Annotated in this window: 28 protein-coding genes and 1 tRNA gene; 9 read left to right on the top strand and 20 right to left on the bottom strand. The window is 57.8% G+C overall.

Annotation, left to right across the window (positions count from 1 at the left end):
- The first annotated feature begins 75 nt into the window (after positions 1–75).
- On the top strand, positions 76–933 hold the full coding sequence (locus QEZ52_RS04455; protein ID WP_406648254.1) for a DUF2189 domain-containing protein: 858 nt from the start codon (positions 76–78) through the stop codon (positions 931–933).
- Between the two features lie 62 nt (positions 934–995).
- Here QEZ52_RS04455 and QEZ52_RS04450 read toward each other — a convergent pair whose 3' ends face one another.
- Positions 996–1979 carry an NAD(P)H-quinone oxidoreductase gene (locus QEZ52_RS04450; RefSeq protein ID WP_406648253.1) on the bottom strand — a complete coding sequence of 328 codons (984 nt, stop codon included), beginning with the start codon at positions 1977–1979 and terminating at the stop codon, positions 996–998.
- Positions 1980–2097: 118 nt separating this feature from the next.
- Entirely contained in the window at positions 2098–2778 is a 681-nt protein-coding gene (locus QEZ52_RS04445) for a COQ9 family protein (protein WP_406648252.1), read from the bottom strand.
- Between the two features lie 169 nt (positions 2779–2947).
- Between QEZ52_RS04445 and rpsU the strand changes: the two genes are divergently transcribed.
- A complete protein-coding gene (rpsU, locus tag QEZ52_RS04440; protein WP_005614280.1) occupies positions 2948–3154 on the top strand; it encodes a 30S ribosomal protein S21 in 207 nt (68 codons plus the stop codon).
- A gap of 142 nt (positions 3155–3296) precedes the next feature.
- Here the strand turns inward: rpsU and QEZ52_RS04435 are convergent, their stop codons facing one another.
- Positions 3297–4478 carry a cytochrome P450 gene (locus QEZ52_RS04435; RefSeq protein ID WP_406648250.1) on the bottom strand — a complete coding sequence of 394 codons (1182 nt, stop codon included), beginning with the start codon at positions 4476–4478 and terminating at the stop codon, positions 3297–3299.
- A gap of 108 nt (positions 4479–4586) precedes the next feature.
- Between QEZ52_RS04435 and QEZ52_RS04430 the strand changes: the two genes are divergently transcribed.
- Complete coding sequence (locus QEZ52_RS04430) at positions 4587–5108, top strand: MarR family winged helix-turn-helix transcriptional regulator (protein WP_406648249.1); 522 nt, start codon at positions 4587–4589, stop codon at positions 5106–5108.
- A gap of 38 nt (positions 5109–5146) precedes the next feature.
- Here the strand turns inward: QEZ52_RS04430 and ppk2 are convergent, their stop codons facing one another.
- On the bottom strand, positions 5147–6064 hold the full coding sequence (gene ppk2 / locus QEZ52_RS04425; protein ID WP_406648248.1) for a polyphosphate kinase 2: 918 nt from the start codon (positions 6062–6064) through the stop codon (positions 5147–5149).
- 329 nt (positions 6065–6393) lie between these two features.
- On the opposite strand from ppk2, the gene QEZ52_RS04420 reads away from it, so the two are divergent.
- Positions 6394–7236, top strand: coding sequence for a lysostaphin resistance A-like protein (locus QEZ52_RS04420; RefSeq protein ID WP_406648247.1), 843 nt, complete (start codon positions 6394–6396; stop codon positions 7234–7236).
- Between the two features lie 4 nt (positions 7237–7240).
- Here the strand turns inward: QEZ52_RS04420 and QEZ52_RS04415 are convergent, their stop codons facing one another.
- Complete coding sequence (locus tag QEZ52_RS04415) at positions 7241–7699, bottom strand: Lrp/AsnC family transcriptional regulator (RefSeq protein WP_406648246.1); 459 nt, start codon at positions 7697–7699, stop codon at positions 7241–7243.
- A gap of 138 nt (positions 7700–7837) precedes the next feature.
- Between QEZ52_RS04415 and ald the strand changes: the two genes are divergently transcribed.
- The gene (ald, locus tag QEZ52_RS04410; RefSeq protein WP_406648245.1) at positions 7838–8956 is read left to right on the top strand and encodes an alanine dehydrogenase; all 1119 of its coding nucleotides are present in this window, start codon (positions 7838–7840) and stop codon (positions 8954–8956) included.
- A 163-nt stretch (positions 8957–9119) separates the two neighbouring features.
- Here ald and QEZ52_RS04405 read toward each other — a convergent pair.
- The 13 genes from QEZ52_RS04405 to clpS all read right to left on the bottom strand — a co-directional run bounded on the left by QEZ52_RS04405 (position 9120) and on the right by clpS (position 20648).
- Positions 9120–9196, bottom strand: a tRNA-Met gene (locus QEZ52_RS04405).
- A gap of 140 nt (positions 9197–9336) precedes the next feature.
- Positions 9337–10137: a mechanosensitive ion channel family protein gene (locus QEZ52_RS04400; RefSeq protein WP_406648244.1), complete on the bottom strand. Its 801-nt coding sequence runs from the start codon at positions 10135–10137 to the stop codon at positions 9337–9339.
- A 239-nt stretch (positions 10138–10376) separates the two neighbouring features.
- The gene (locus tag QEZ52_RS04395) at positions 10377–10826 is read right to left on the bottom strand and encodes a YtoQ family protein (RefSeq protein ID WP_406648242.1); all 450 of its coding nucleotides are present in this window, start codon (positions 10824–10826) and stop codon (positions 10377–10379) included.
- Positions 10827–10917: 91 nt separating this feature from the next.
- Entirely contained in the window at positions 10918–11550 is a 633-nt protein-coding gene (locus QEZ52_RS04390) for a class I SAM-dependent methyltransferase (protein WP_406648240.1), read from the bottom strand.
- Between the two features lie 103 nt (positions 11551–11653).
- Complete coding sequence (locus QEZ52_RS04385) at positions 11654–12061, bottom strand: GNAT family N-acetyltransferase (protein WP_406648238.1); 408 nt, start codon at positions 12059–12061, stop codon at positions 11654–11656.
- Between the two features lie 35 nt (positions 12062–12096).
- Positions 12097–14493: a phenylalanine--tRNA ligase subunit beta gene (pheT, locus tag QEZ52_RS04380; protein ID WP_406648236.1), complete on the bottom strand. Its 2397-nt coding sequence runs from the start codon at positions 14491–14493 to the stop codon at positions 12097–12099.
- Positions 14494–14581: 88 nt separating this feature from the next.
- Entirely contained in the window at positions 14582–15388 is an 807-nt protein-coding gene (locus QEZ52_RS04375) for an alpha/beta hydrolase family esterase (RefSeq protein WP_406648234.1), read from the bottom strand.
- Positions 15389–15704: 316 nt separating this feature from the next.
- Complete coding sequence (locus QEZ52_RS04370; protein WP_406648232.1) at positions 15705–16226, bottom strand: hypothetical protein; 522 nt, start codon at positions 16224–16226, stop codon at positions 15705–15707.
- Complete coding sequence (pheS, locus tag QEZ52_RS04365; RefSeq protein WP_406648231.1) at positions 16223–17296, bottom strand: phenylalanine--tRNA ligase subunit alpha; 1074 nt, start codon at positions 17294–17296, stop codon at positions 16223–16225. Before pheS ends, QEZ52_RS04370 begins: the two co-directional genes overlap by 4 nt.
- A 70-nt stretch (positions 17297–17366) precedes the next feature.
- Positions 17367–18260: an oxygen-dependent coproporphyrinogen oxidase gene (hemF, locus tag QEZ52_RS04360; RefSeq protein ID WP_406648230.1), complete on the bottom strand. Its 894-nt coding sequence runs from the start codon at positions 18258–18260 to the stop codon at positions 17367–17369.
- Between the two features lie 23 nt (positions 18261–18283).
- Entirely contained in the window at positions 18284–19093 is an 810-nt protein-coding gene (locus QEZ52_RS04355) for an SDR family NAD(P)-dependent oxidoreductase (RefSeq protein WP_406648229.1), read from the bottom strand.
- A gap of 131 nt (positions 19094–19224) precedes the next feature.
- Positions 19225–20211 (bottom strand): class I SAM-dependent methyltransferase, encoded by a 987-nt coding sequence (locus QEZ52_RS04350; protein ID WP_406648228.1) that lies wholly within the window; start codon positions 20209–20211, stop codon positions 19225–19227.
- A 113-nt stretch (positions 20212–20324) separates the two neighbouring features.
- A complete protein-coding gene (gene clpS / locus QEZ52_RS04345) occupies positions 20325–20648 on the bottom strand; it encodes an ATP-dependent Clp protease adaptor ClpS (RefSeq protein ID WP_406650306.1) in 324 nt (107 codons plus the stop codon).
- A gap of 127 nt (positions 20649–20775) precedes the next feature.
- Between clpS and QEZ52_RS04340 the strand changes: the two genes are divergently transcribed.
- From QEZ52_RS04340 to QEZ52_RS04325, 4 genes are all read left to right on the top strand, one after another.
- Positions 20776–21489 (top strand): HAD family hydrolase, encoded by a 714-nt coding sequence (locus QEZ52_RS04340; protein ID WP_406648227.1) that lies wholly within the window; start codon positions 20776–20778, stop codon positions 21487–21489.
- 179 nt (positions 21490–21668) lie between these two features.
- Positions 21669–22001, top strand: a complete 333-nt coding sequence (locus QEZ52_RS04335) for a hypothetical protein (protein WP_406648226.1) — start codon at positions 21669–21671, stop codon at positions 21999–22001.
- A gap of 306 nt (positions 22002–22307) precedes the next feature.
- A complete protein-coding gene (locus QEZ52_RS04330; protein WP_406648225.1) occupies positions 22308–23666 on the top strand; it encodes a D-alanyl-D-alanine carboxypeptidase family protein in 1359 nt (452 codons plus the stop codon).
- Between the two features lie 59 nt (positions 23667–23725).
- Positions 23726–24283, top strand: a complete 558-nt coding sequence (locus QEZ52_RS04325) for an REP-associated tyrosine transposase (RefSeq protein WP_406648224.1) — start codon at positions 23726–23728, stop codon at positions 24281–24283.
- Here QEZ52_RS04325 and ccoS read toward each other — a convergent pair.
- A complete protein-coding gene (ccoS, locus tag QEZ52_RS04320) occupies positions 24249–24407 on the bottom strand; it encodes a cbb3-type cytochrome oxidase assembly protein (protein ID WP_406648223.1) in 159 nt (52 codons plus the stop codon). The genes QEZ52_RS04325 and ccoS overlap by 35 nt on opposite strands.
- A gap of 6 nt (positions 24408–24413) precedes the next feature.
- On the bottom strand, positions 24414–26591 hold the full coding sequence (locus QEZ52_RS04315) for a heavy metal translocating P-type ATPase (protein ID WP_406648222.1): 2178 nt from the start codon (positions 26589–26591) through the stop codon (positions 24414–24416).
- Position 26592: the final 1 nt, after the last annotated feature.

Here is a 26592-nt window from a genome sequence, read left to right as displayed (position 1 = left end):
ATATAGAACGCTGGCCTCGTGGCCACGACAGGCCATTCCGGCTCAGCTTATTCAAGCAGATACGGAGGACACGACATGGCAAAGACGATCGGAAATCCGGCAAGCTGGACCGCGCATGCCATGCGCGAAACGGGCTCGCATGTGGGGGCGTCAATGGAAGGGATCGGCAGCAAAGATCAAACCACGGCCCCGCTTGTCCGGAAACTGGAGTTTGAGGACCTGACCAACGCGTTAAGAGCCGGGTTTGAAGACTTCATGGCAGCCCGGGCTGACGTAATCTTTATCGCTCTGATCTATCCGCTGGCCGGGTTGGTCATGATCACCATGGGGCTCAGCATGAACCTGATCCCACTGGTTGTACCGATGATCATGGGATTTGCATTGCTCGGGCCGGTTGCCGCCGTCGGATTGTACGAGATCAGCCGCTTGCGCGAGGCTGGCGAGAACCCGGATTGGCTGGACGCGTTTGGGATCATTCGCACTCCATCTTTTGGCGGCATCGTTGTTCTGGGTCTATTCCTGGCTCTCTTGTTCATCATCTGGATGATCGTTGCGCAATTTGTATACGCCTCGACACTGGGGCCGGAGCCGCCGGTTTCCATCGCCATGTTTGCTCATGATGTTTTCACAACATCTCAGGGGTGGGCCATGATTATTCTGGGCACAGGAACAGGTGTTATTTTTGCAATTGTCGCCTTGGCCACCAGCCTCGTATCATTCCCTTTGCTTCTGGATCGCCAGATTGGATTGCCAATCGCCGTGGTGACTTCCTTTCGCGTGCTGCGCAAAAGCCCATTGGTCACCGTGAGCTGGGGGCTGATTGTCGGCGTATTGCTGGCAGCGGGATCGCTCCCAATCCTGTTGGGGCTCATTGTGGTGCTTCCTGTTCTGGGTCACGCAACATGGCACCTGTACCGCAAAGCGGTTGTCTGACCTTACCAACATCCGATCACGCCCCGGATCGCCCGCCGAGGCGTAATCCGGGGCGTGTGATGTCAGGCGACTTTCAGAACAATTTTACCGATATGGCCCGAGCTTTCCATCCGTGAATGCGCAGCTGCTGCATCCTTCAAATCGAACTCGCTGTCCATGACTGGCGCAACTTTGCCCGCTTCAATCAACGGCCAGACCACGTCGCGCAAATCCTGAGCAATCGCAGCTTTGGCCTGGTCGCTCTGTGGGCGCAAGGTCGATCCGGTGACGGTCAGGCGACGCGTCATGATCTGAGCAAAGTTGAGTTCGACCTTGGGACCTGACAGAAAGGCGATCTGAACCAACCGACCATCGTTCGCCAATGTTTTGATATTGCGCGGAATATAATCCCCACCAACCATATCAAGAATCAGGTTGGCCCCACCTTCAGCCTTCAGTACGGCAACAAAATCCTCTTCTTTATAGTTGATTGCCCGTTCCGCCCCCAAATCCAGGCAGGCCTGGCATTTTTCATCCGACCCAGCTGTGGCAAACACCCGCGCGCCCAGCTGGTTGGCCAGCTGAATCGCCGTCGTCCCGATCCCTGAAGACCCACCATGGACCAGAAACCGCTCGCCGGCGGTCAACCCCCCGCGTGAGAACACATTCGACCAGACCGTAAAACACGTCTCAGGCAAGCATGCAGCCTGCTTCAGGCCCAAGCCCGCAGGAATTGGCAGGCAATGCGCGGCCGGCGTTGCAACAAATTCGGCATATCCACCACCCGGCAACAGGCCACAAACCTGATCGCCAATGACAAAGTCGCTAACGCCCGGCCCAACAGCCACAACTTCGCCCGATGCCTCAAGCCCTGGCAGATCACTGGCTCCGGGAGGTGGGGCATAAGCGCCGGCCCGCTGCAAGGCATCCGGGCGGTTCACACCGGCATAGGCGACCTTGATCACGATCTGGCCCTGTTCCGCTGTTGGTATCGGGCGTTCGGTCAGTTTCAGAACATCGGGTCCGCCGGGTTGTGAAATTTCCACGGCGCGCATCATTTGTGTCATGGCTGGATCCTTTTGTTTGGATACTGCCTAGCACCGGTCGCCCGCAATTTGAACAGGTTCGCCGCCACACGAGGCGCGAAAACCGACATTCCGGCCAGCGCCCGCACGCGGCCCCGATTCAATCCGATCGCACAGATCCTGGCAGATCATCATGCGATCGAGGTCGACGGATCTGGCTGGCCAGCCATTCCGGGCCCGCCAGAAACGGTTTCAGAAGCGGGTTCTTACGCGCCTGAGACTTCAGTTTTTCAAACTGCATCACGTTATCAATACGCCGGTCCAGGAACTCCCAGGTTGCGTGATGGTCCGGGCTGTCGTCGCCCAGCCAAAACAACACCGTCGATGAATATACCGCCGACAAGGTGCCACGTTTGGTGTACCAATTCAGATCGTCCGAGCCGTCACCCAGCTCGTTCCAGATCAGATCACAGGTGCCCCAGATCGCCCGGGCACCATCCGCTGCATAACCCGGCAGCGCAAACAAGGTCGTTCCACGCCGTACTGCTTCCTTGTCATCCACCACTTCAAGCCGAAGCCGCACCGCCAAGGCAATCCGGTCACGAAACCGCAACGGGCTGAGATCCGCCGCCCGAAGGCGTTCCAACATCAGCTGATCGCCGCGCGCATGAAACGCCAGCGCCAGATCGACCCCACCTCGGGGACAAATCGCGCGGGCCAAATTTGCGTCGAGCCCGGCATCCTGGACCGCTGCGTCAAACGTGGCATCCGTCCAACCGTCAAAGGCCACATGCACCAGCGCCGCATTCACCAACTGGTCGCGAATTTCGTGATAAGACATAAATGGCTCCTCATAAGCGGCCTGAACAACGGCGTGTCGCCCCCAAAAACAGCTCTGCGTCTGTCCAGACGGGTCCATGAAACGGTATAGACAAGTCAGGGCTGACTTGCTATAGGGCGGGCTCCTGCAAATCCTTGCAACTTCAAATTAGAAAGGTGGTGAAAACCACATGCAGGTTAGTGTTCGCGACAACAACGTCGATCAGGCGCTCCGCGCCCTGAAGAAAAAGCTGCAGCGTGAAGGCGTCTTCCGCGAAATGAAGCTCAAGCAACATTTCGAAAAGCCGTCCGAGAAAAAAGCGCGCGAGAAAGCTGAAGCGATCCGTCGTGCCCGTAAACTGGCACGTAAGAAAGCACAGCGCGAAGGTTTGCTCTAAGAGAGCCCTTTTCCAGCTTTGGACACACAAGAATTACCGACCCCCGTGGCTTTGCCCGGGGGTTTGTTTTTTTGATCCCTATGCTGTTGTGGACCCGGTGTTTCGCATCCCCGGTCTTTCCCCCGGCCTTTGCAGCCCACATTCACATGGACGGTCTTACGTGCTTTCCCCACACAACGGGCATGCTCAAGGGCCCGCGAAATGCCCACCCGCCAAAGCTGGTTTCCCCATCTAGCGTCAGGTTCGGGAACTGTGCAAACAGCATCGGCAACGCCACATCGGCGATCAGCACCCGCGAGATCCAGGCACCAGCACAAAAATGCGGCCCCGCCCCAAAGGAAATCGCTGCACTACAGTTCTGGTGAATATTGAACCTTTCGGGGCTGTCGAACACGGCCTCGTCCCGGTTTCCCGACCCAAACATCAGGAACACCCTGTCTTCGGGGGAAAAGGTCACGCCACCAAAGTCATATGCCTGCACAACGCGCCGGGGCGACATCCCGATGGGGGATATCCACCGGGCGTATTCTTCAAAGGCCTGCAGCCAGGTGGCCCGCCCTCTCAGAACATCAGACAATTGGTCTGGGTGTTTCAGCAGCGCCCAGGCTGTTCCAGCGATTGCATCGCGTGGTTCATTTTGTCCACCTGAGATGGCCAATTTGATATTCGCCCGTGTCTGTGCATCCGACAGGCCGGCCTGCCGCTGAACAGACAGCAGGGAATGATCCGGGCGGGGCTCCAGAATCGGGATCATTGCATCAATATGAGCATCAATTACGGCCGTACAGTCGTTGCAATGCGCCGTTACAACCGGGTCGCCCGAATAATTGGAACACCCGTCAATCATGCCCTGGCTGACCCTGTCCATCTGGACCGCCGTCATGTTGGTCAATCCAGTAATGCATTTGAGCGCTTCGGCCGAGACTGGCAGGGCAAAATCGCGCACAAGATCTCCGCTGTGGCTGTCTTTCAGGTCATCCAGAACCCGTTGCGCTGCAGCGCGAAATTGTTCGGCCCAAACACGATTCACCGTCTTTGGCGAAACCGCGGGAAAGATTGCCTTGCGTTCGGCCATATGTGCCGCCCCGTCCTTGCGCATCATGTTTTGGCCCATCAGGACAGTCATCAAACCATTTGGCTGATCCGAGGAGAAAACTTCGACTTTCTTCTCGTTAATAAAGATATCATCGCGGCGGGTTAACAATATTGCCCCCAGCTGAGGCACATAAGCAATCGGAGCTTCTGCACGCATCCGCGCCAGGTCTGGATAGGGATCCTGCCAGAAACAGGGCACATCAATTTCAAAGATCGGGGCATCTGACATAAGAACTCCACGTGTTGACATGACAACATGTGAGAGCATCGCCGCTGACGTGTTGTCATGTCAACACATTTGATTTACGATCCCTCAAACTCACCTACAGGGGGCACCATGACTGACGATCTGCCCGATGACATGTTTCTCGTTCACCCGACAGAGGGTGAAGCAGGCCCCGCGGCGTCAACGCTCAGCTTTTCCCGAAGCCCCACGGTTCTGTTGAATTTTGCAGGAAACCGGTTCACCCGCTCTGCTGCCCGCTTCTATCAGGAGGAATTCGGCCTGGGGGCCATGGATTGGCGCATGTTGGTCATGCTGACCCGCGAACCAAGCAGCTCGGTCAGCCACGCGGCCCGCACCATAGGCATTGACAAGGCAGCCGTCAGCCGTTCGCTGCGACGGCTCCAGCTTTCCGGTCTGGTTCTGGCCGAGGTGCGGGGAGACGACGACCGGCGCAAGGTCTGGTCGCTGACCCCCAGCGGCACTCAGCTGCACGCTCGCGTCCTGCCAGGAGCCCTGGCCAGACAGCGCGCTCTTCTAGAGGGGTTCAGCGCCCAAGACGTTGTCACCCTGACTGGCTTCCTCAGCCGTATGCTACAAAACCTCGATTCAGAGTCCGAGGCTCCCACACCGTAGGGTGCGTGCTTGCACGCACCGCTGCGCGCAGCTCCAGGTCAATAGATCTTGGGGACATATAACTCGTCAGGCAGCACCCGACGCTCGTAGTCGGGATTATACTCCCGGTCCGGCAGCGCCACCCGTTCGCTGGCAACGTCTGTATAGGGAATCTGCGTCAGCAAATGCTCGATGCAATTCAAACGCTCCCGCTTCTTGTCGTTGCCTTCAACGATGTACCACGGTGCCTCGGGAATATTGGTGCGCGAAAACATCTCTTCCTTGGCCTTGGTGTATTGCTCCCAACGCACACGGCTTTCCAGATCCATCGGGCTCAGTTTCCACTGCTTCATCGGATCATGGATCCGCATCAGGAACCGCAACTGCTGTTCTTCGTCGGTGATCGAGAACCAGTATTTAAGAACAATGATCCCCGACCGCACCAACATGCGTTCAAATTCGGGAACATCTTCGAAAAACTGCTCGACCTGAGTGTCGTCAGCAAATCCCATCACGCGTTCGACCCCGGCGCGATTGTACCAGGACCGGTCGAACAGAACGATCTCGCCGCCTGCTGGCAGATGCGGCACATAGCGCTGAAAATACCACTGGCTTTGTTCGCGCCGGTTGGGTGCCGGCAGGGCAACGACCCGGGCTACACGGGGGTTCAGACGCTGGGTGATCCGTTTGATCACACCGCCTTTGCCTGCCGAATCCCGCCCTTCCATGATCACCAGAACCTTGGCGCCAGTTTCGATAACCCAATCCTGGAGCTTGATCAATTCGGCCTGCAACCGCAACAAGTTGCGGAAATAGACCTTGCGATCCAGCATTTCAGGATGTTGAGCCCGATAAATCTTGCGCAGCTCCATCGACAACATCGGCTCGGCAAATTCGATTTCGAAATCTTCGTCCAGCGTGTCTTGAAGCTCGGCCTCAAGCCAGTCAAAGGTCGTGGTCTCGAATTCGTCTGTCACCTGTTGCTTCCTTTTCAACTTTTTCGCACCACATAATGCAACCTTGTAAACGATCAATGTCACACAAACATGCCAACACTGACGCTATGGCCCAAAGATGCGATTGCTACCAGAAAATACGCCCTTGCGATACATGAATCCAAGAACACGCATCCATTATTGATCTATTGCACCCCTCATACCTTGATCTGCCGCAAATAATTCGACTGCGATCACCCCCCCCATCTCGGGCGCACAGACAAAGGACACAGTCTTGATACCAGGGCAGACCCCCACAACCCTTTCACCAGAAACAGACAGGTGCCTGCCTGTGCGATTTGAGTCCCATCATGTCTGACCCATTCGCTATTGCCGCTTTGCCCTTGCCTTGGCTTCTTTTGATGGGCAGCCTGATCACCGGCTTTTTTGCAATGACACGCAGCAGTATCATGCTCGCCATGCTGGCCGGCGGTGCGGCCTTGGCATTCGGCGCCATGACACCGACTGCGGTCGCTCTGAGCGGCGGTGGGCTTCTGGCGGCTTGGATCTTGCGAACCCAAAAGGGGGCCATCGCGTTTGCTGGTCATATGGTCTTGATTGGCTGGGCCATGGCGCTTGCTCTGCACATGGTTCCCGGCTTCACCAACGCCGTGGGTCTGGACGCCGTGCAATCCAGCCCTTTTGCCATTCCCTATTCGCTTCATTTGAACCTGGACAAGCCGCAGATCTTTCTGATGTTGCTGCTGGCCTGGCCTGCGTTACTGGCCCGGGATTGTGCAGTGCGATGGGGCCCCTTGCTGGTCAGTTTCCTTGTTCTGGCCGGGCTTTTCCCCCTGGCCACAGGTCTCGGTGTCATCCATTCAGACCTGTCTTGGCCGCATTGGGCGGGACTGTTCCTGTTTGCCAATCTTGTTCAAACCTGTCTCGTCGAAGAAGCCTTCTTTCGCGGGTACCTGCAGAAATTCCTGACTGATCGAATAGGGCCATTTGGTGCCATTGTGTCAGCAAGCCTTCTTTTTGGAGCGGCGCATCTGGCCGGGGGGCCGCTGATCGCCGGTTTAGCCACCTTGCTGGGTGCGGCCTGTGGCCTGGGACTGTGGTTCAGTGGGCGATTGTGGGTTGCGGTGCTGATGCATTTTGCATTCAACGCGGTTCACCTGATTTTCTTCACTTACCCTGCGCCGTTGGGATGATCAGTCAAACCGGCAGCGCCGTGGTCTTGAACACCGTGCGTAAGGCAAAACTGGACTGCATCTGGGCGACACCGGGCAGCCGGGACAAATGCTGGCGGTGGATGCGGGCAAAATCTTCGGTGTTCTCCGCAACCACCTTGAGCACATAATCTGCGGTTCCGGCCATCAAGTGGCATTCCAGCACATCGGGAATGCGTGCCACTGCCCTTTCAAAGGCATCCAGAACCTCATCCGCCTGCCCTGATAGTGTGATCTCGACAAAAACCGTGGTTGGAACGCTCATTTTTCGGGCATCCAGCAACGCAACATAATCTCGAATGAACCCATCCTTCTCCAACCTTTGCACCCGCCTGTGACAGGCCGACGGAGAGAGATTCACCCGCTCGGACAGGTCGGCATTGGAAATCCGCCCTTGTTTTTGTAGTACCGATAGAATGCGACGATCTGTTTCGTCCAACGACATTTTGCGAAGCTCCTTGCTGACACGGTCAAAATATTCGAAGATTCTTCGAAACGCACGTTTTTATTCTGCTCAAAAAAGCAGCACATTTTCCGTGAGCTCCCCCAGATTGGATCCAACAAGCCCCGGAGGAGACACAAAATGAAAATCGGTTGCCCTACAGAAATCAAACCACAGGAATTTCGGGTCGGCATGACGCCTGACGCCGCGCGCGAAGCCGTCAACCACGGCCATTCGGCCCTGATCCAAAAGGGTGCCGGAACCGGTGCTGGATTCAGTGACGAAGATTATGTCGCTGCGGGCGCTACAATCATCGATACAGCCGAAGAAATCTTTGCCACCGCCGACATGATCGTCAAAGTCAAGGAACCTCAGGCTGTCGAACGCAAGATGCTGCGCGAAGGCCAACTGCTGTTTACGTATCTGCACCTTGCCCCCGACCCGGACCAGACGCATGACCTGCTCGAAAGCGGTTGTACTGCAATTGCCTATGAAACCGTGACAGACGCCCGCGGCGGCTTGCCACTGTTGGCACCGATGTCCGAAGTGGCCGGTCGTCTGGCGCCTCAGGTTGGGGCCTGGACCCTGCAAAAGGCCAATGGCGGTCGTGGCGTTCTTATGGGCGGCGTTCCCGGTGTTGCGCCTGCCAAGGTCGTTGTCATCGGCGGCGGCGTTGTTGGCACCCACGCAGCCAAAATCGCGGCCGGTATGGGCGCGGATGTCACCATCCTGGACCGCTCACTGACGCGCCTCAAGTATCTGGATGATGTCTTCGGCCGTGAATTCAAGAACCAGTATTCGACCGCAGGTGCCACCGCCGAGCTGGTACGTGACGCTGACATGGTGATCGGCGCGGTTCTGATCCCCGGCGCCGCAGCGCCAAAGCTGATATCTCGTGCACAACTGAGCGACATGAAGCCCGGCGCGGCGTTGGTGGATGTTGCTATTGACCAGGGCGGCTGCTTTGAGACCTCCAAGGCGACCACTCACGCCGATCCTATCTATGAAGTCGATGGTGTCATGCACTATTGTGTGGCCAACATGCCCGGAGCCGTGGCACGGACATCGACCCAAGCGCTTGGCAATGCCACCCTGCCCTTCATGCTGAACCTGGCCAACAAAGGCTGGAAGCAAGCCTGTGCCGATGATGTGCATTTGCTGAATGGCTTGAATGTGCACGCAGGCAAGCTGACGTATGATGCGGTTGGCGCGGCGCTTGGATTGGATGTCGTCTCGGCTTCTTCGCTGGTCCAAGGCTGATCCGTACCAACAACACCACTGCCAGGAAAAGCCCGATCATTTGATCGGGCTTTTTCATGTCTGGCAAACGGCGCTTGTTCTCCCCACCCGCCAAGGCGTTTGCCAAGGTCGGTGCAGCTCATCACAGCGGCTTGGCCACAAAATCGGATACATACAGGGAGGGTGGTAGCGTGAGGCGGACTTGAACCGCCGACCCCAGCATTATGAGTGCTGTGCTCTAACCAACTGAGCTATCACGCCGTGACCACGAGGCGTGAGGTATCCAAAGCGCGCGCAGGTGTCAAACGGAAAACGCAACTTTTTCGCTCTCCTGCGCAGGAAAATACCGCGCCAAACAATGGTCGACGACCCCTTGCCAGCAAGAGGTCGCCAGAACCGGGTTATCTGCGGATTTCGACCCGGTGCGGATAGGGAATCGAAATTCCTTGGGCGTCAAAGGCTTCTTTGACAGCTTTGGTCAATTCAAACTTGATATCCCAATAGTCTGCCGCCTGACACCAAATGCGCGCAGTCAGATCGACCGAGCTATCGCCCAGATTGGTCACTCGGACCCAGGGCGCAGGGTCGTCCAGAACCCGTGCATCCGCCTCTGCCAGCTCTGTAATGATCTGCATGGCTTTGTCCGCGTTATCGCCATAGTCGATACCAAAGACAAAATCCACGCGACGGGTATCATGATGCGAGTAGTTGGTAATGATCGCGCCCCAGGCCTGACCATTTGGAACAATGATCTGCACATTGTCCGGCGTCGCCAGTTCGGTCACAAAAAGGTTCAGGTCTTTCACAGTTCCCGCTGTGCCGCCGATATCCACATATTGGCCAATCTTGTATGGGCGAAACAGAACCAACATGAATCCGGCCGCCAGGTCGCTAAGCGTTCCCTGAAGCGCCAGACCGATGGCCAGCGTCGCCGCGCCCATCATCGCAACCAGGCTAGTTGCTTCGATACCAAACAGGTTCAGCACCGCAATCAAGACCATCGCAAGGATGACCCAGCGTACAAGGCTGGCTGCAAAATTACCCAAAGTCTGATCAATCTCGGGGTTTGCCGCAATCCGCCGGCGGACCGCGCCAGCAATCATCCCAGCAACAATCCACCCAACGATCAGAACTGCCAACGCCTTGGCACCATTGACCATCAGTGGCCAGTAGGCACCAGCCTGTTCCATAATCTGTTCCATTTCCCGTCTCTCTTTTCTGTATTCGCCCCTACAGAAACCGTCCCCGATCAGGCAGTCAAAGCCCCAATCAGCATTCGGATCTCAACGCAGGCTCTTTGTGTTTTCAGTTCGCGTGTTCACGATAGTTCGCCGCTCAATGAGCGTAAACAGCGTCAGTTTCAGGGGGAAAATGGTGGGGTTTGGTTCCATTCCCCAGGGTCACCAGGGGAATGGGTGTTCTGATTGACCAAATGTTGCGATCAGGCGGGCAAGGCACCTGTCAGAACGTATCGCAAGATTTCAACGACTTGTCCGGGCTCTTCGGCCACAGCCAGCGCAGCTGCATCGACCTCTTTGAGCGCGTGCTGATGGTCCGGACCATGCAGAACAATCAGGGATTTTCCCAGCGCCGCAGCGTATCCTGCGTCAAAGGCGGCGTTCCACTGTTTGTATTTGTCCCCAAAACGGACAACCACGACATCTGCATCGGCGATCCCCTTGCGGGTTCGGATCGCGTTGACCATCGCTCCCTTGTGGTCATGCCAATATTTATTCGGCTCCGCGCCCAGAATACGCACGCCGCAATCATCGCTAGCACCATGATCGGTAACCGGGCTGTCAAACGTGACATCCAACCCATCGGCACCCGTGATGATCTGTTCGCGCCAATCCGTGTGAATCTCGCCCGACAGGTATACCTTCAGTCCCATGTTCATCTCCTTGTTCGCTGTCCCCTACCTACTGCGGGACTGCCCCGGGACCAAGCCCCGGGGAACAAGGAAGTGTCTTTGGAATTTCCAGTCAAAGCCTGCGGGCGACAAGAAACCGGCGCGCGTTTCGTGCCGGGAAGCTGTCCTGCTCTACGATCTCGAATCCGGCGCGTTCCAGTGCACTATCCAATTCCTCCACCTGCAAGAACCGTACATAGGGTGCTTTACCCACCAGCTGCAGAATCGGCAGGCCCATACGCAACAGCTTGTACTTCCAACTGCCACCATCCTGAGGCGTGCAGAATGTTTTGGAGATGAAAAAGCCATTCGGCTTGACGCTGTCGCGAATGCTGATCAGCGCCGTATCAAGATCGTCAAGAAGATGCAGTACGTTGAACGCCAGCACCGCATCAAACGGTCCTTTGGGGGGCACCATGACATCCGCCTGAACGAAATCAACGTTGCCAACCCCCTGTTCAGATGCGCGGTTCTTGCCAATGGTCAACATGCCCTCTGCCACATCGCTGGCCACGAACTGTCGCACACCAGACGCCAGCTCCAAGGCGGTCGAACCAGTGCCGCACCCCAGCTCCAGCACCGTGTCTTCTGCGCCCAGATAGGACGCCGTCCGGTCCAAGGTGTGCTGATAGGAAGCCATGTCACTGATCGGGTTGCGGGCGTATTTTTCGGCAATACCGTCCCAGAATTTTGCGCTTGCTTGCATTTGTGCTCTCCTTTGAAAGGCAGATAAGCACCTCACCGCACAATTGAAATTACCGCGACTGCAAAGACCTGTGACTTGACGCTTCGTCAGGGTATGACCGGGCTCAGGTCAGATCAATTTCCATGAATATTCGCACATCTTCGGATCCCGAAACCTGCCACCCCCTGCGTTGGTAGTAGCTGACATTGCGCGGCATATCCCGATGGGTGGCTAGCCGCATGCGGGTGTGCCCGGCAGCGCGGGCAACGTCAGCGACCGATTGCAGAAGAAGCGAGCCGATTTTGCGGCCGGTGTGTTCGGGGTCGACAAACAGATTCATCAGGTGCGCCGTTCCGCCCGTCACCGACAGGATCGCACCGCCCACAACCGCGCCATCTGCTTGGGCCACCAAAACGACGTGATCCTGAATGTCCTGTGCAACACCATCAGACACCGGGGGCAGATCAAGCCCCTCGGCGATATAGCTGGCATAGGCCGCATCAATGCAGCGGGTCAAAGTTGGAGCATCCACAGGCGTTGCCGGCCGGATGTGAATGCCCCGTTCCATCAGCCCCGCAGCACGCCGCCGGTGGCCTTGGTCACCTTGGCAATGATTTTGTCGCTCACGGCCTCGATGTCCTGTTCCTTCAACGTCTTGTCCTTGGGCTGCAATCGCACAGTGATGGCCAGGGATTTCTTACCCTCACCCAGGCTGCCACCAATAAATTCATCGAACACACGCACGTCTTCGATCAGCGCCTTGTCAGCACCGGCAGCGGCATTGACCAACGTCAACGCTTCAACAGATGCATCGACGACAAAGGCAAAGTCCCGTTCAACCGCCTGAAGATCGCTCTGGTTCAGAGCAGCGCGGGTGGTTTTGCCCTTGCGCGGCAACGGAATTTCTTCGGGCCAAATGGTAAAGCCAACGGCAGGCCCTTTGATGTCCATCTCGGCCAGCACCTTGGGGTGCAATTCGCCAAAGACGCCCAGCATCTTTTTCGGACCCAGACAAATCCGACCATGACGCCCCGGATGCCACCATGCCGCCCCATCGCGTAGAATCTGCACTTTGGCCGGGGCCCCGATAGCGCTCAGAACCGCTTCGGCGTCGGCCTTGGCATCAAACAGGTCCACCGGGCGCGATGCGCCATGGGTGTCCTTGGGGCCGGTGCGTCCGATCAAAATCCCGGAAATCTGAGTGACCTGTTCGCCCGGCTCACCACCGGTAAAGGCCGGACCGACCTCGAACAACGCCAGATCCATAAAACCGCGCGCCTGATTGCGGGCGGCGGCCTGCAACAGGCCAGGCAGAAGATCGGGACGCATATGCGACATTTCCGAACTGATCGGATTGGCCAACATGCTGGCGTCATCGCCGCCGCCGAACAACGCCGCCGAAGGCTGGTCGATGAAGCTGTAGGTGACACATTCATTGTAACCCAACGCAGCCACGGTACGGCGCGCCATCTGCTGACGGCGTTGCATCGGGGTCATGACAGCTGATGTGATGCCATCGGTCAGTCGCGACAGCGGTTTGCCTTTTAGTTTGGTCAACGATGCGATCCGGGCGACTTCCTCGACCAGATCGGCTTCGCCCTGCACGTCCGGACGCCAAGACGGCACATGCGCCATGCTGCCTTCGAGCCGAAATCCCAGACGAGTCAGCGTCTGGCGCTGTTCGCTTTCGGGAATATCCATCCCCACCAACGACTGCACCCGATCTGTGTCCAGCTTGTAGGCACGGTGATGGCTGGGCACGTCACCAGCAATGACCACGTCGGACGGCTCCCCCCCGCACAGATCCAGGATCATCTGCGTGGCGCGCTCCAACCCTTCGATAGTGAACTCGGGGTCCACGCCACGTTCAAAACGATACCGCGCGTCCGAGTTGATTTTCAGCGCACGGCCAGTCATGGCAATCTGCACGTGATCCCAAAAGGCGCTTTCCAGGAAGACATCCACGGTTTCTTCGGTACAGCCGGTGGCCACGCCCCCCATGATGCCTGCGATGCTTTCGGGACCATTGTCGTCCGAAATCACCATCTGCCCCGCGCCCAGTGTGTATTCCTTGTCGTCCAGCGCCACCAGCTTCTCACCGCCAGCGGCGCGGTGCACCCTCAGGTCACCCTGCACCTTGGCCATGTCAAACACGTGCAACGGGCGGTTCTGATCGTAAGTGAAGTAATTCGTCACATCCACCAGCGCCGAAATCGGGCGCAGCCCAATCGCCTTGAGCTGGTCCTGCAACCATTGTGGGCTGGGACCGTTTTTCACCCCCCGGATCATCCGCCCTGTGAACAGCGGACAGCCATCGGCTGTGTCTTGGTCAATTGTCACATTGATCGGGCACGGGAAATCACCTGGCACCGGAGTGTGGTCATGGGTTTTCAGCGTGCCCAGACCCCGGGCTGCCAGATCGCGGGCAATGCCAAAGACGCCCAGCGCATCGGGACGGTTCGGCGTGATCGCGATGTCGATCATCGTGTCGACTTTGGAGGGGTCATTTTCGGCCAGCCAGTCGATGAACTTGTCACCCACCGCGCCCGACGGGAGTTCGATAATGCCGTCATGTTCGTCCGACAGTTCCAGCTCGCGCTCGGACGCCATCATGCCATAGCTCTCGACGCCGCGGATTTTGCCGACACCGATGGTGATATCCAACCCTGGCACATACATGCCCGGTTTGCAGACCACGACCGTGATACCTTCGCGTGCATTGGGAGCGCCACAGATGATCTGCATCTCGCCCTCATCGGTTTCCACCTTGCATACGCGCAACTTGTCCGCGTCCGGGTGTTTCTCGGCGTGCACCACTTTGCCGATGGTGAATTCCTTCAGCCGCTCGGCCGGGTTCACGATCTCTTCGACCTCAAGGCCCAGATCGGTCAGCGTGTCAGCGATTTCGGCCACCGATGCGTCGGTGTCCAGGTGATCCTTGAGCCAGGAGAGAGTGAATTTCATCGGTCAGCGCCCTTTGGCAGAAACTAGCGGTTGCCAGAGGCAATGACAAAGAATGGCCCAAGGTTCAAGCCTTGGCACGCGGCCAAGCTCACGGATAGCTGGGAGTGCGACCCAAAAGTTCGTCCAACTGGCGCGCGATCCAGCCATGCGGGATGAAATGACCACCGGGATGAATGTCCAGGCTGACCCGCCCCTGGTCGCAATCGTCCCATGTGGTACGGTGCAGCGTGAGAAAGGAGACGGCGTTCCACGCCCCGGCATCGATGCCGGTGCCACAGTCATAGGCCGCGCGCCACAGCTGCACCGGATAAGTGGTGTCGCCACCGGGGCCATAGGGGAACCGCAGCACATCGTCGTTCAACCCATAGACCTGGCGCACCTCACGCGGGGCGGTGGTACAGACTTCGTTCTGATCCAACGTGCCCGAGATCGCCAGCAGCGCGGCAATGTCGGTGCCATCCTCGCAAACAAACCGCCAGGCCATATTGCTGCCCCAGGAATACCCCGACACATAAATGCGGTCAGGGTCGACAGGGTACCGCTGTTTGACATCTTCCAGCACGGCACGGGCAAATTCGACATCCGCCGTCCCCGAGGCCCAGAAATCCCAGCTGCGATCCTGACCATTGGGTGCCACCAGCAACACATCCCGCCGCCGCGTCGCGCCAGAAATACGCTGGTGCTTGACGATCAAACTGCCCTGCCGCATCCAACCGTGGAAATGCATCAACACCGGCAACGGGGTTTTGCCGTCCCAACCATCCGGTTCGCGGATGTGATAAGACCGCCCGTCGATTTCACAGGGGGTGTCACCGTGGCAGCGGTTCTGCCACGGCCCCATAGCGGCGGCAGGAAGCGCCCATAGCGCAGCGATAATCAGGAGAAGTCGCGTCATTCCCGAACGATAGCGTCCGTACCGGCGGAGTCATCTCACATGTCTGTGGGCAAGAGGTGAACGACGCTCAAAGGCACAAGCCGCCCCATCGCCAGACCGCGGGGTGGCGATCCCAGGCTGGTACGGGGCAGTTTATCTTACCAAGTCCGAAAGACACCTGAGCGTGTCACTGCCCCCACAAAATCGCCAGCCCGTGCGGGCGGTCTGGCGATTGCGCGACGGCCTATCGGCCTTGATTCCGCGCTCGCCTTTTTCACCCTCCACGCAAGATGAAAGCAAATCCAAAAGGCAAAACCTTGCTTCTATGCAGTGATAGCTAGTAGTTCAGCTCAAGCTCAACATCACTACCTTGCAGTGCATCTCGCCTCATTGCGTCCAGTAGTTCCTTACGCGAATGCGCAATTTTTTGTTGATATGCAAAATACTTATCAAACTCGCTTCTGCTAGGCTTTCTCTTCAACCCATCAAGTGCAACGCCATCAAGATGTTCTCGACCAACTAACTTTATATATTCCGCTGATTTAACCAAAACCTCCTTTGGGCAGTTTAAAGTAAATTTGCCCTGAAATTTTGTTAGCAACAACATTTGACCAAGAATTCCGTCAGGTGTGCTTGAGTGTTTTTGGTCAGCAATTTCTAAAAAGGCGAGATACAATTCTTGCCTAGTTTTTCTAAGCGCATCATTGCGGTCCCGCTTACGTTGTTCGTAAAATACGAAAATCCCCCAAATCACAGCAAAGATCGGTGCCGCACTGGCTAACTGAGGAATAAAATTTTCTAGCCAAGAGAAATCACGGCACACATTCTCGCATGCCGTGATTACTTCAACGTCGCTCAACGCGACAGGCCACCATGCAGGTTTGGCATGTCCAGCGCGGCAAAGCCGTAGTGGCGCAGCCAGCGCAGGTCGCTGTCAAAGAAGGCGCGCAGGTCGGGGATGCCGTACTTTAGCATCGCCAGACGGTCGATGCCGATGCCAAAGGCAAAGCCCTGATAGACATCGGGGTCGATACCACCGGCGGCGATGACCTTGGGGTGGACCATGCCCGAGCCGAGGATCTCCATCCAGTCGTCGCCCTCGCCGATCTTTAGCGCGCCACCTTCCCAGGAACATCGGATGTCGACTTCGGCGGATGGTTCTGTGAACGGGAAGTGCGAGGCGCGGAAGCGCAGCTCAACATCGTCGACCTCAAAGAAGCTCTTCACGAACTCTTCGAGCACCCATTTCAGGTTCGCCATCGAAATGTTCTTGTCCAGCGCCAGACCTTCGACCTGATGGAACATCGGCGTGTGGGTCTGGTCATAATCGGCGCGATATACACCGCCCGGGCAGATGATGCGCAGCGGCGCGCCCATCTTCTCCATCGACCGGATCTGGACTGGCGAGGTGTGTGTGCGCAGCACATGCGGCGGGCGATCGTCGCCTGTCGCGCGGTGCATGTAAAACGTGTCCATCTCGGCCCGTGCGGGGTGGTGACCGGGGATGTTCAGCGCATCAAAGTTATACCAATCGGTGTCGATCCGCGGCCCTTCGGCAACCGAAAACCCCATCTCGGCAAAGATCGCAGTGATCTCTTCCTGAACCTGGCTGATCGGGTGCAACGATCCCTGACGCGACGGGCGCGATGGCAGGGTCACATCCAACCATTCGGTGCGCAGCCGTTCGTCCAGTGCCGCATCGGCCAACCCGGCCTTTTTCGCGGCCAGGGCCGAATTGATCTCATCCTTGAGCGCGTTCAGCGCCGGGCCCATAACCTGACGCTCTTCCGGGGTCATCTTGCCCAGCTCGCGCATCTTCAACGCGACTTCGCCCTTTTTGCCGACAGCGGCCACGCGGATCGCCTCCAGCGCGGCTTCGTCCGCGGCATCTGCAATCTGTGCCAGGTATTTTGCCTTAAGATCGTCCATGACCGGTCCCCGAATTAATCGTGAACCTGCTATCGGCCAATTGCGATGAATGCAAGTCAGGCGTCGCGGATCAGACCCATTTGGCCATCGGCGGCAGGCTCATCAGCACCGCATTGGCATCATGGCCGGTTTCCAGGCCGAATTTGGTGCCCCTGTCATAGACCAGGTTGTATTCGGCATAGAGCCCGCGATGCACAAGTTGCGCGTCCTTGTCGGCGTCAGACCAATCCTGCGCCCGACGTTTTTCCACCAGCGGAAGAAAGGCGGGCAGGAAGGCACGGCCAATGTCCTGGGTCAGAGCGAAATCACCCTGCCAGTCGTCGCTGCAATAGTCATCCATGAAAATGCCGCCCACGCCACGGGCGCGATTGCGGTGCGGGATATAGAAATACTCATCCGCCCATTCCTTGAGCCGGGGATAGTGGCCGGGGCCATGCGGGTCGAGATGCGATTTCTGCGTGGCATGAAAATGCGCGGTGTCTTCGTCATATTCGATGCACGGATTCAGGTCAGATCCGCCACCAAACCACCAGGCGTGCGGGGTCCAGAACATGCGGGTATTCATGTGAACGGCGGGCGCATGCGGGTTCTGCATATGCGCAACCAGACTGATGCCCGAGGCCCAGAACCGCGGATCATCCTTCATTCCCGGGATGCCTTTGCGCGCGGCCATTGCGTTTTGTGCCCGCTCCCCCAAGGTGCCATAGACAGTCGAGATATTGACCCCGACCTTTTCGAACACACGCCCGCCCCGCATGACGCTCATCAATCCGCCGCCCGCATCAGATCCATCCTCCGAGGCACGTTTGGTTTCACTGACGTCGAACCGCCCCGGCGCTGCGTCGGACAAGGGGCCGGTAGCGTGGTTGTCTTCCAGCTCTTCGAATGCGGCAACGATGTCGTCACGCAGCTGGCGGAACCAGGCAGAGGCGGTGGCTTTTTCAATGTCCATCGAAGCGGTCATAGGTCGTCCTTTGTGTCGAAATATCAGTGTACCGGCGCAGCAACCGGGTCGAGCAGAGTGCGCCCGCCATCCAGCGTCACGATCTGTCCGGTCATGAAACCTGCTGCATCCGAAGCCAGGAATTGCGCCGCATCCGCCAATTCCGTTGGCGATGCAATCCGACCCAACGGGGTGTGTTGTTCGATGTCCTGTCGGAAGGATCGGTTTTCCTTGAGAATTGTCTTCATTGACGCGCTCATGACCGACCCGAAGGCAACGGAATTCACCCGGATCTTGTGCGGGGCCAGCGCCACGGCCAGTGACCGGGTCACCTGATCCAAGGCCGCCGAAGTCACCGAATAGGCCAGCAGTTCGGGATGGGTGCGGCGTGCCGCAATCGAGGACAGATTGATAATTGACCCGGCGGGTGTGTTGTCGTCTTCGTCACGATCTTCGGCCTGCTTCATCATGCGGCGCGCCACTTGTTGAGACAGGCGCAATGTCGGCAACAGAGTTTGCCCCAACAGAATTTCCGTTGACGTATCGTTTGGGTCCAACGGATCCGACGGCACAACCTGGCGCGCGCCATTCACCAAAATGTCGATCTGATCGAACGTATCAATCGTTGCCGACAACAGATTGGCGATGGTCAGACGTTCGCGCAGGTCCCCCGCAAAATATGCGACATTGTCATCGTCCGCATATTTGTCCAACTCGCTGATCAGATCCTTTTCGCTGTGATCGGCGAACATCACATTGGCACCTTGTTCGGCGAATTGCTTGCCGATTGCCAAACCAATGCCGCTGGAGGCACCGGTGACGATTGCGGTTTTTCCTGAGATGGAAAAGGACATGGGGCAACGCTCCGTCTGTGGGTCTCGAGAGGGCAGGCTAATCAGGTTGGTCCAAGGTTGAAACCGGTTTTTGTCGTTGCAGTTTCCACACCGATGAGGCCAGCGCATTTCTGCCGGTGTTGCTATTCGGCTCAGCGACGTTGTCGTTTCGGTCGGCTGGCGTGCAGGACCTTGAACCGGTTGTCGCCGGCGATTTCCTCGACTTGGGCAAATTTTTCGCTCAGACGGGTTTCATACGGCAAGTGCCGATTGGCAACCAGCCACAGCTGCCCCGACGGCGTCAACACGCGGGCCGCTGTATCAATAAAGGACTGTCCCAGCGCCGGTTCGGCCGCGCGACCCGTGTGGAATGGCGGGTTCATCACAACGGTATCCAGCGGTTCGGGCGCAGCCCATCCACAGGCATCGGCCCAATGCATCTGCGCGCGCGCATCCGTTACATTGCGACGGGCACAATCCAGGGCCGCATGATCCGCTTCGATCATGTGCAGAACCTCTACTGCGTCATGTGTCAGGATCTGAGCAGACAGATAGCCCCACCCGGCCCCCAAATCGGCAACCCTACGGCCCAGTTTGACTGGTAAACTCTGAGCCAGCAATGCCGAGGCCGGGTCAATTCCATCTGCCGAAAACACGCCGGGTGCGGTTACATATCCGCCGATATCGGTAAAGTCCGCAGCCCGCCAATCCGGCATCTCCACGCCACCGGAAAACCAGCAGATCTTGCCGTGGGCCTTGGAAATCGGCGCATGGGCCTGGGCCTGTTTCAACAGCGGTTTGATCAGAGAATCGATTCCATCGGTTTTGGCCCCATCCACCAGAACCGGACCCTCTGTGCAGGCACTGGCCCGCGCCACCAGATCCCGTCCCAACCCCTTGGCCCGTGTCGCGAACACAACCGATGCCGCAAACCGCTCACCTTCGGGCAGGGTCGCTGCACAGGCAAATCCGCGTGCGACCAGCGCATCATGATCGGGTCGCATAGGTTGAATAGCTAAAACGCGGTCGGCAGGCAGCACCGACAGGTCCGCATCCCCACGAGGATGGAAGACCGCTATGCGGCCCTCATCAGGAATCGGGACACCGGCCTGGATGGCTAGGGAAAGACGGGGAGACATAGGCAGGCCCTCTCGCGCTGACAGATCCGCGCTTCTTAGGCGGTGTTACGGCCAAGAACAAGCGATCACACGTGCCAACCCGCGAGAGCAATACATTCAGGACTGCGGCAGATTTATTCTTCTTTTTCCATCGTACACTGCAGCGGATGCTGGTGCCTGCGGGCAAAATCCATAACCTGCCCGACTTTGGTTTCAGCGATCTCGTGGCTGAACACTCCAACCACCGCCAATCCCTTCTTGTGGACAGTCAACATGATTTCAAAGGCCTGCGCATGGTTCAAACCAAAGAACCGTTCGAGAACATGCACGACAAATTCCATCGGTGTATAGTCATCGTTCAACAACAGCACCTTGTAACGCGGCGGGCGTTTGGTCTTGGCCCGCGTTTTGGTCATCAGGCCGCTTTCGGTGTCATCGTCCGCGTTGTCCGACATCATCAGGGGCAAAGGCTGCAAGGTCACGTCAGGGTCTATCCGGTTTTTGGGCCAAGCGGCCCGTGGTTTTTGTTTCTATGCTTATATAGCCTCGCAATCAGTTTAGAAAAGAGAAAGCGAACAGTCAAAAATGAAGAGTCCGCTGACCACCATCGCCTTTGATGCTGATGATACGCTTTGGCACAACGAACGCTTCTTTCGCCTGACCCAGGACAGGTTCGCCGGATTGCTATGCGATTACGCCGACGCCGACGATTTGGCCAATCGGCTTCTGGCGGCCGAAAAACGCAATATCGGCCACTATGGGTACGGGATCAAAGGGTTCACACTGTCGATGATCGAAACAGCTATCGAAGTGACAGAAGACCGGGTCCCTGCCCGAGTGATCCGCGAATTGATCGAGGCCGGTCAGGAGATGCTGCGCCACCCGATCGAGTTGCTGCCCCACGCCCAGCGGGCCGTTGAAACGGTGGCCCAGGATTACCGGGTGCTGTTGATCACAAAAGGCGATCTGCTGGACCAGGAACGCAAGCTGGCCCAGTCCGGGTTGGGCGATCTGTTCGACGGGGTGGAAATCGTGTCAGAAAAGACGACGGATATCTATATCGACATCTTTACGCGCCATGGCGAAGGACCGGATCGGGCCATGATGGTGGGCAATTCAATGCGCTCTGATGTCGTTCCCGTCGTGCAAGCTGGCGGATGGGGAATCTACGTGCCCCACGGGATGGTTTGGGAAATCGAACACGCCGAGGAACCGCGTTCCGCCCTGCGGTACCACAAGGTTTCCACCCTCGCGGACCTGCCGCAACTGGTTGCACAGATCGACCCCCGCAATACGTAGAGGTATGCCCCGGCGCACCTAGCGATCACTGGGAGTCGTTTGAACAGATATCCAAGGGCCTATGGTTTTGGGGCCTTTTGGTTTGCCGACACCGGCGCGAACCATTGGCGGGCCCTTCTCTTTTGGATTTTTCCCGGTAAACACGCCTGACAGCAGCGTCATTTCAGGGAACCCGGACCATGCCCCACGCCGAAATCAAATATTCGTCGGATTTGAACATCAACGCCCCAGCCATTCTGGCCGATATCGAGGCCACAATTCTGAACCATGACAATAGCGCCGGTGCCTGCAAAGGTCGCGCCTGGCCCGTCGAGCAGTTCCATCACACGCATATCATCATCAACGTGTCGTTGTTGCCAAAGGCACATCGCGACGCAGCATTTCTTCAGGATCTGCTAGATGACCTGGAGCGTAAGATAAAGGCGCGAATCGCTCAGCCTTGTGCATTTTCCCTGGAGCTGACTTTCAGCGGGCCAGCCTATGTCACAAACATGCATTCTGGTCACACCTAATTGACGTTACGACCTGCCGACACTCTGGGGACAGGGACAGATCCTGTGCCTTGCGCCGGGTGTAGAGGTTTCGTGAAACACGGCCACAACATGTTGCCTCCTGTCTCATAATTAGCTGAGGAACGTCATAAAAGCTTTTGGTTTATTTCAGAGAAATGCTGTGTTACGCTTTTGGTAATAATCAAAAGTCAGCTGCAAAAATGCAGCGGCGTGAGGCAGAAAAAGGCAGCGATCGTGCAGGTTCGGCATCTGAGTCCGACCCGTTGGGGTCTTTATGTATTCGCTATTGTGTGGGTGTGTTTGATCATGCCCTTGGGTGCTTGGGCGGCACCCTATGCTGCAATGGTGATTGACGCACGCACCGGAGAGGTGCTGCATTCCCGCAACGCGGATACCCGTCTCCACCCCGCATCGCTGACAAAGATGATGACGCTTTACGTCACCTTTGAAGCCGTGCGCAACGGGGAGCTCACCCTGGATACCAAAGTGCGTATTTCCAAACATGCCGCATCCGAGCCTCCGTCCAAACTGGGGTTGCGGGCCGGGCAGAAAATTGCGCTGCGCTATTTGATCCGTGCGGCGGCCGTCAAATCGGCCAATGACGCGGCAACCGCGCTGGGTGAAGCTGTCGCCGGGTCCGAAGCCGCCTTTGCGCGCCGCATGACCCGAACGGCCAAAGCTTTGGGGATGACCCGGACGACATTCAAGAACGCCCATGGTTTGACGGAAAGCGGACATTTGTCGACAGCCCGGGACATGACCACCTTGGGGCGGCATCTGCTGTATGACTTCCCGCAGTATTACAACCTGTTTTCACGGACTTCGACCAACGCCGGGATCAAGACCGTCAACAATACAAACAGGCGTCTTCTGGCTGCCTATAAGGGCGCTGACGGCATCAAGACCGGATACACACGGGCGGCCGGGTTCAATCTCGTGGCGTCGGCCCAACGCGGCAATGAACGCGTGATTGCGACTGTCTTTGGCGGTAAATCATCGACCGCGCGCAATGCCAAGGTCGCCGAGCTTCTGGATATGGGTTTCCGCCGGTCTCCGTCGCGCGCACCGCTGCGCAAGCCCCAGCGGCCGGCCTATGTCGGCAATGAGGTCGGCACTGGAGCGAAGACCGTGCGTGTCACGACCGCCGTCGACAAAAGTTTACGCCCCATGGTCCGTCCAGGCGATCAGGGAACCGTTCAACTCGCCAATGCAAATACAACGGACGAACAGCGGGCAGCCATTCAAGCCAGCATCGACGCCGCATTGGCCGAAGCCAAGGATGTCGCGGCGGTGACCCCTGGCACACGACCCGCGCAGCGCCCACAGGTGGCCGCAGAGGCTGTAGAAACGGCCGTTCTGGCATCAAACGTCAGCGTCAAAGAAGAAACGGTTCAGGAAGTTGTGACCCGTCTATCCACTTCGGGTGGGCAGTATTGGGGGATCAATGTCGGGCGCTATTCCAACCGGTACCAGGCTGAAAAGGTTTTGCTGCGCACCGCCCTCGCGGAAATGGCAACCTTGGATGGGTCCTTGCGAAAAGTCGTGCAGTCCAACAAGGGATATGAGGCGAATTTTCTGGGGATGAGTCAGGAACGCGCAGATCTGGCCTGCAGACGCCTCAAGGCCCGCAACGTCACCTGCTCGATGATCGGCCCCAAATCCTGACCTGAAAGCAAAGGTGCGTGCCAGCACGCACCCTACACGCCCTTCACTAAATCTTAACCATGATCGCCAACATTGGTGTCATGCCCAATTATCTCAGACCACGTCGCCCAGGCGCAACCATCTATTTCGAAGTCTGTCTGCAGGACCCCCAATCAACCTTGTTGACGGATGAAATCGATCAACTGCGCTCGGCCGTGGGGCTCACGCGCAGGACACGGCCGTTTCATGTCGACGCCTGGGTCGTACTTCCTGACCAGATGCATGCGATATGGACGTTGCCGGAAGGGGATTTTGATTATCCAACCCGATGGCGACAAATCAAATCACGCTTTTCACGCGAGCTCCCGCGTGCCCCGCGAACGGCTAGCCAGCTAGCGCGTCGTGAACGCGGAATCTGGCAGCGTCGGTATTGGGAACACCATATTGCCTCCCAATCCGACTATCGCACCCATATGGAAATCTGTCGTACTCTCCCAACCCGGCGCGGCCTGTGCGATCACCCCGCCGACTGGCCCTACAGTTCCTTCCATCGCCAGGCTGTAGGGTGTGTGCTTGCACGCACCGTTCCCTCGCCCCACGAGCTCAAGGCTTGGGATGGTCGTCCCAATCATCACTGAGAATGCGCCGTGCATCGCCTTCGGGATCATCGTATTGGTTGGACCGCACGGTATAGACGAACCCTGCCAAACCGATCGAACCGAGGATCAGGGAAATCGGAATCAAGTAAGACAATACTTCCATGGCACTTCACCTCAGCCGCAACGCGTTCAGCGACACTGTAATAGAGGAACTGGACATGGCCAAGGCCGCGATCAGCGGCGTTGCCAAACCGACAACAGCCAAGGGCACGGCAATCAGATTATAGACTGTTGCAATTCGAAAGTTCTCCCGAATGCGACGCGTCGCCCTTTGCGCTGTATCAACCGCATCGGCTATTGGAGCCAAATCCTGTCCCAGCAGCACAATATCCGAAGCCACCCGGGCCGCATCCAACGCCGAAGCCGGCGAGATCGACACATGGGCCGCCGCAAGCGCCGCAGTGTCATTCAACCCATCCCCGACCATCAACACCTTGCACCCGTCATCTGTCAGCGCCTGAACCCTCTGTACCTTGTCCTGAGGCAGCGCCTCGGCCACCCATTTGGATAGTCCCAATCTCTGCGCCAAATCCTCGACTGCTCCGGTGGTGTCGCCCGATATCAACAGCACGTCCTTGCCCGAGGCACGCAGCATCTTGACCGCGTCTTCGGCTCCGGGTCGCAGGGCATCGACGAACAGGAACCCAACAGGGTCCCCTGCCCCCGTATCCAACCAGGCCGCCGTCTGACTGCCTTGCTGTGCGCCGACCCAGGCAGCCCGCCCCAGACGCACCCGATTTCCCCGGTATGTCGCCTCGGTTCCAAATCCGGGAACTTCGGTCACATCCACCAGCTTCGCCGGCTTGATCCCTGCATCGCGGGCCGCCCGGACCAAGGACAGGGACAACGGATGGGAAGATGCCTCGGCCAGGGCCAGGGCAATTTGCAGATCTCCCCGGCCATGATCACCCAGATTCGTCACTTCGGGAGTCCCAGCAGTCAATGTTCCGGTCTTGTCGAACACCACAGTGTCTACTTCGGCCAGGCGTTCCAAAGCTGTGGGATGTTTGATCAGCATGCCTTTTTTGAACAATCTCCCTGACGCAGCGGTGGTGACCGCAGGCACTGCGAGCCCCAGCGCACAGGGACAGGTGATGATCAAAACTGCAGCCGCAATGTTCAGCGCAGTGCGCATGTCTCCGGAATAGGCCAGCCAGCCCAAAAAGCTGAGCGCCGACAGAATGTGAACGCCCGGCGCATACAGCTTGGCTGCAGAATCCGCCAAAGAAGTATACCGAGACCGCCCGGATTCTGCGATGGCAACCAGATCCGCCATGCGATGCAGCGATGTATCTTCGCCCACAGCGGTCGCGCGAATGATCAGCGGGCCTGTGAGATTCACTTCGCCCGCGGACACACACGTGCCCGGCGCAGCAAAGACCGGTAATGTTTCGCCGGTCAACAGCGAGCGATCCAACTCGGACTGACCTTCAACAATCTCTCCATCCACCGGCATGCGACCACCTGGGCGCACCAGAACAAGATCCCCAATGGCAAGATCCGCGACCGGCACTTCGTACTCATCGCCATCTATCACCCGGAGCGCTCGGGGCACTTCCAATGCGGTCAGCTCTTCGGCTGCCGATCGCGCCACTGCACGAGTGCGGTAGTCCAAATAACGCCCGGCCAGCAAAAAGAAAGTCAAAGTCAGCGCAGCATCAAAATACGCATGTTCCCCAGACAGCGACGTTTCCCACAGCGACGTGGTCAGCGCCAGGACGATGGCCAGAACAATCGGCACATCCATGTTCAGGCGTCGCACGCGCAGGGCCGACCAGGCATTCACGAAAAACGGCTGCGCCGAAAAGGCGATGGCAGGCAGGGCAATCGCGGCGGAAATCCAATGGAACATGTCCCGCGTGGCATCCGTCGCACCGGACCAGACCGACACCGACAGCAACATAACGTTCATCGACGCAAATCCTGCAACCGCCAAACGCATCAGCAGATCACGGCCCGCCTTGTCATTCTGTGTCGCGCTCAGCGCAGTGGCGTCCAGTTCATGCGCTTCATACCCCAACCCTTCGACCACCGGAATCAGGTCAACCGCCCGCACCTCCGGGTCGGCCTCGATCATGGCGCGTTTCAATGTCAGATTCACCCGCGCCGAATGCACACCCGGCGTCGCGCTCAACCCCCGCTCCACCGCCGAAATGCAGGCCTGGCAATGGATGCTTGGCAGAGACAGTGCGATGCGCGCCTCTTTCGGCGCGTCTTGTACTGGACCGTCGGGGCCAGCCACGCATCCGGGACAGACAGCAACAGAGGGACGGAGTTGGGCGGTCATG

This window comes from Aliisedimentitalea scapharcae (assembly GCF_045277565.1).
Taxonomy (GTDB): domain Bacteria; phylum Pseudomonadota; class Alphaproteobacteria; order Rhodobacterales; family Rhodobacteraceae; genus Aliisedimentitalea; species Aliisedimentitalea scapharcae.
The sequence above is the reverse complement of the archived record's forward strand: the minus strand, read 5'-3'. Positions and strand labels throughout refer to the sequence as shown.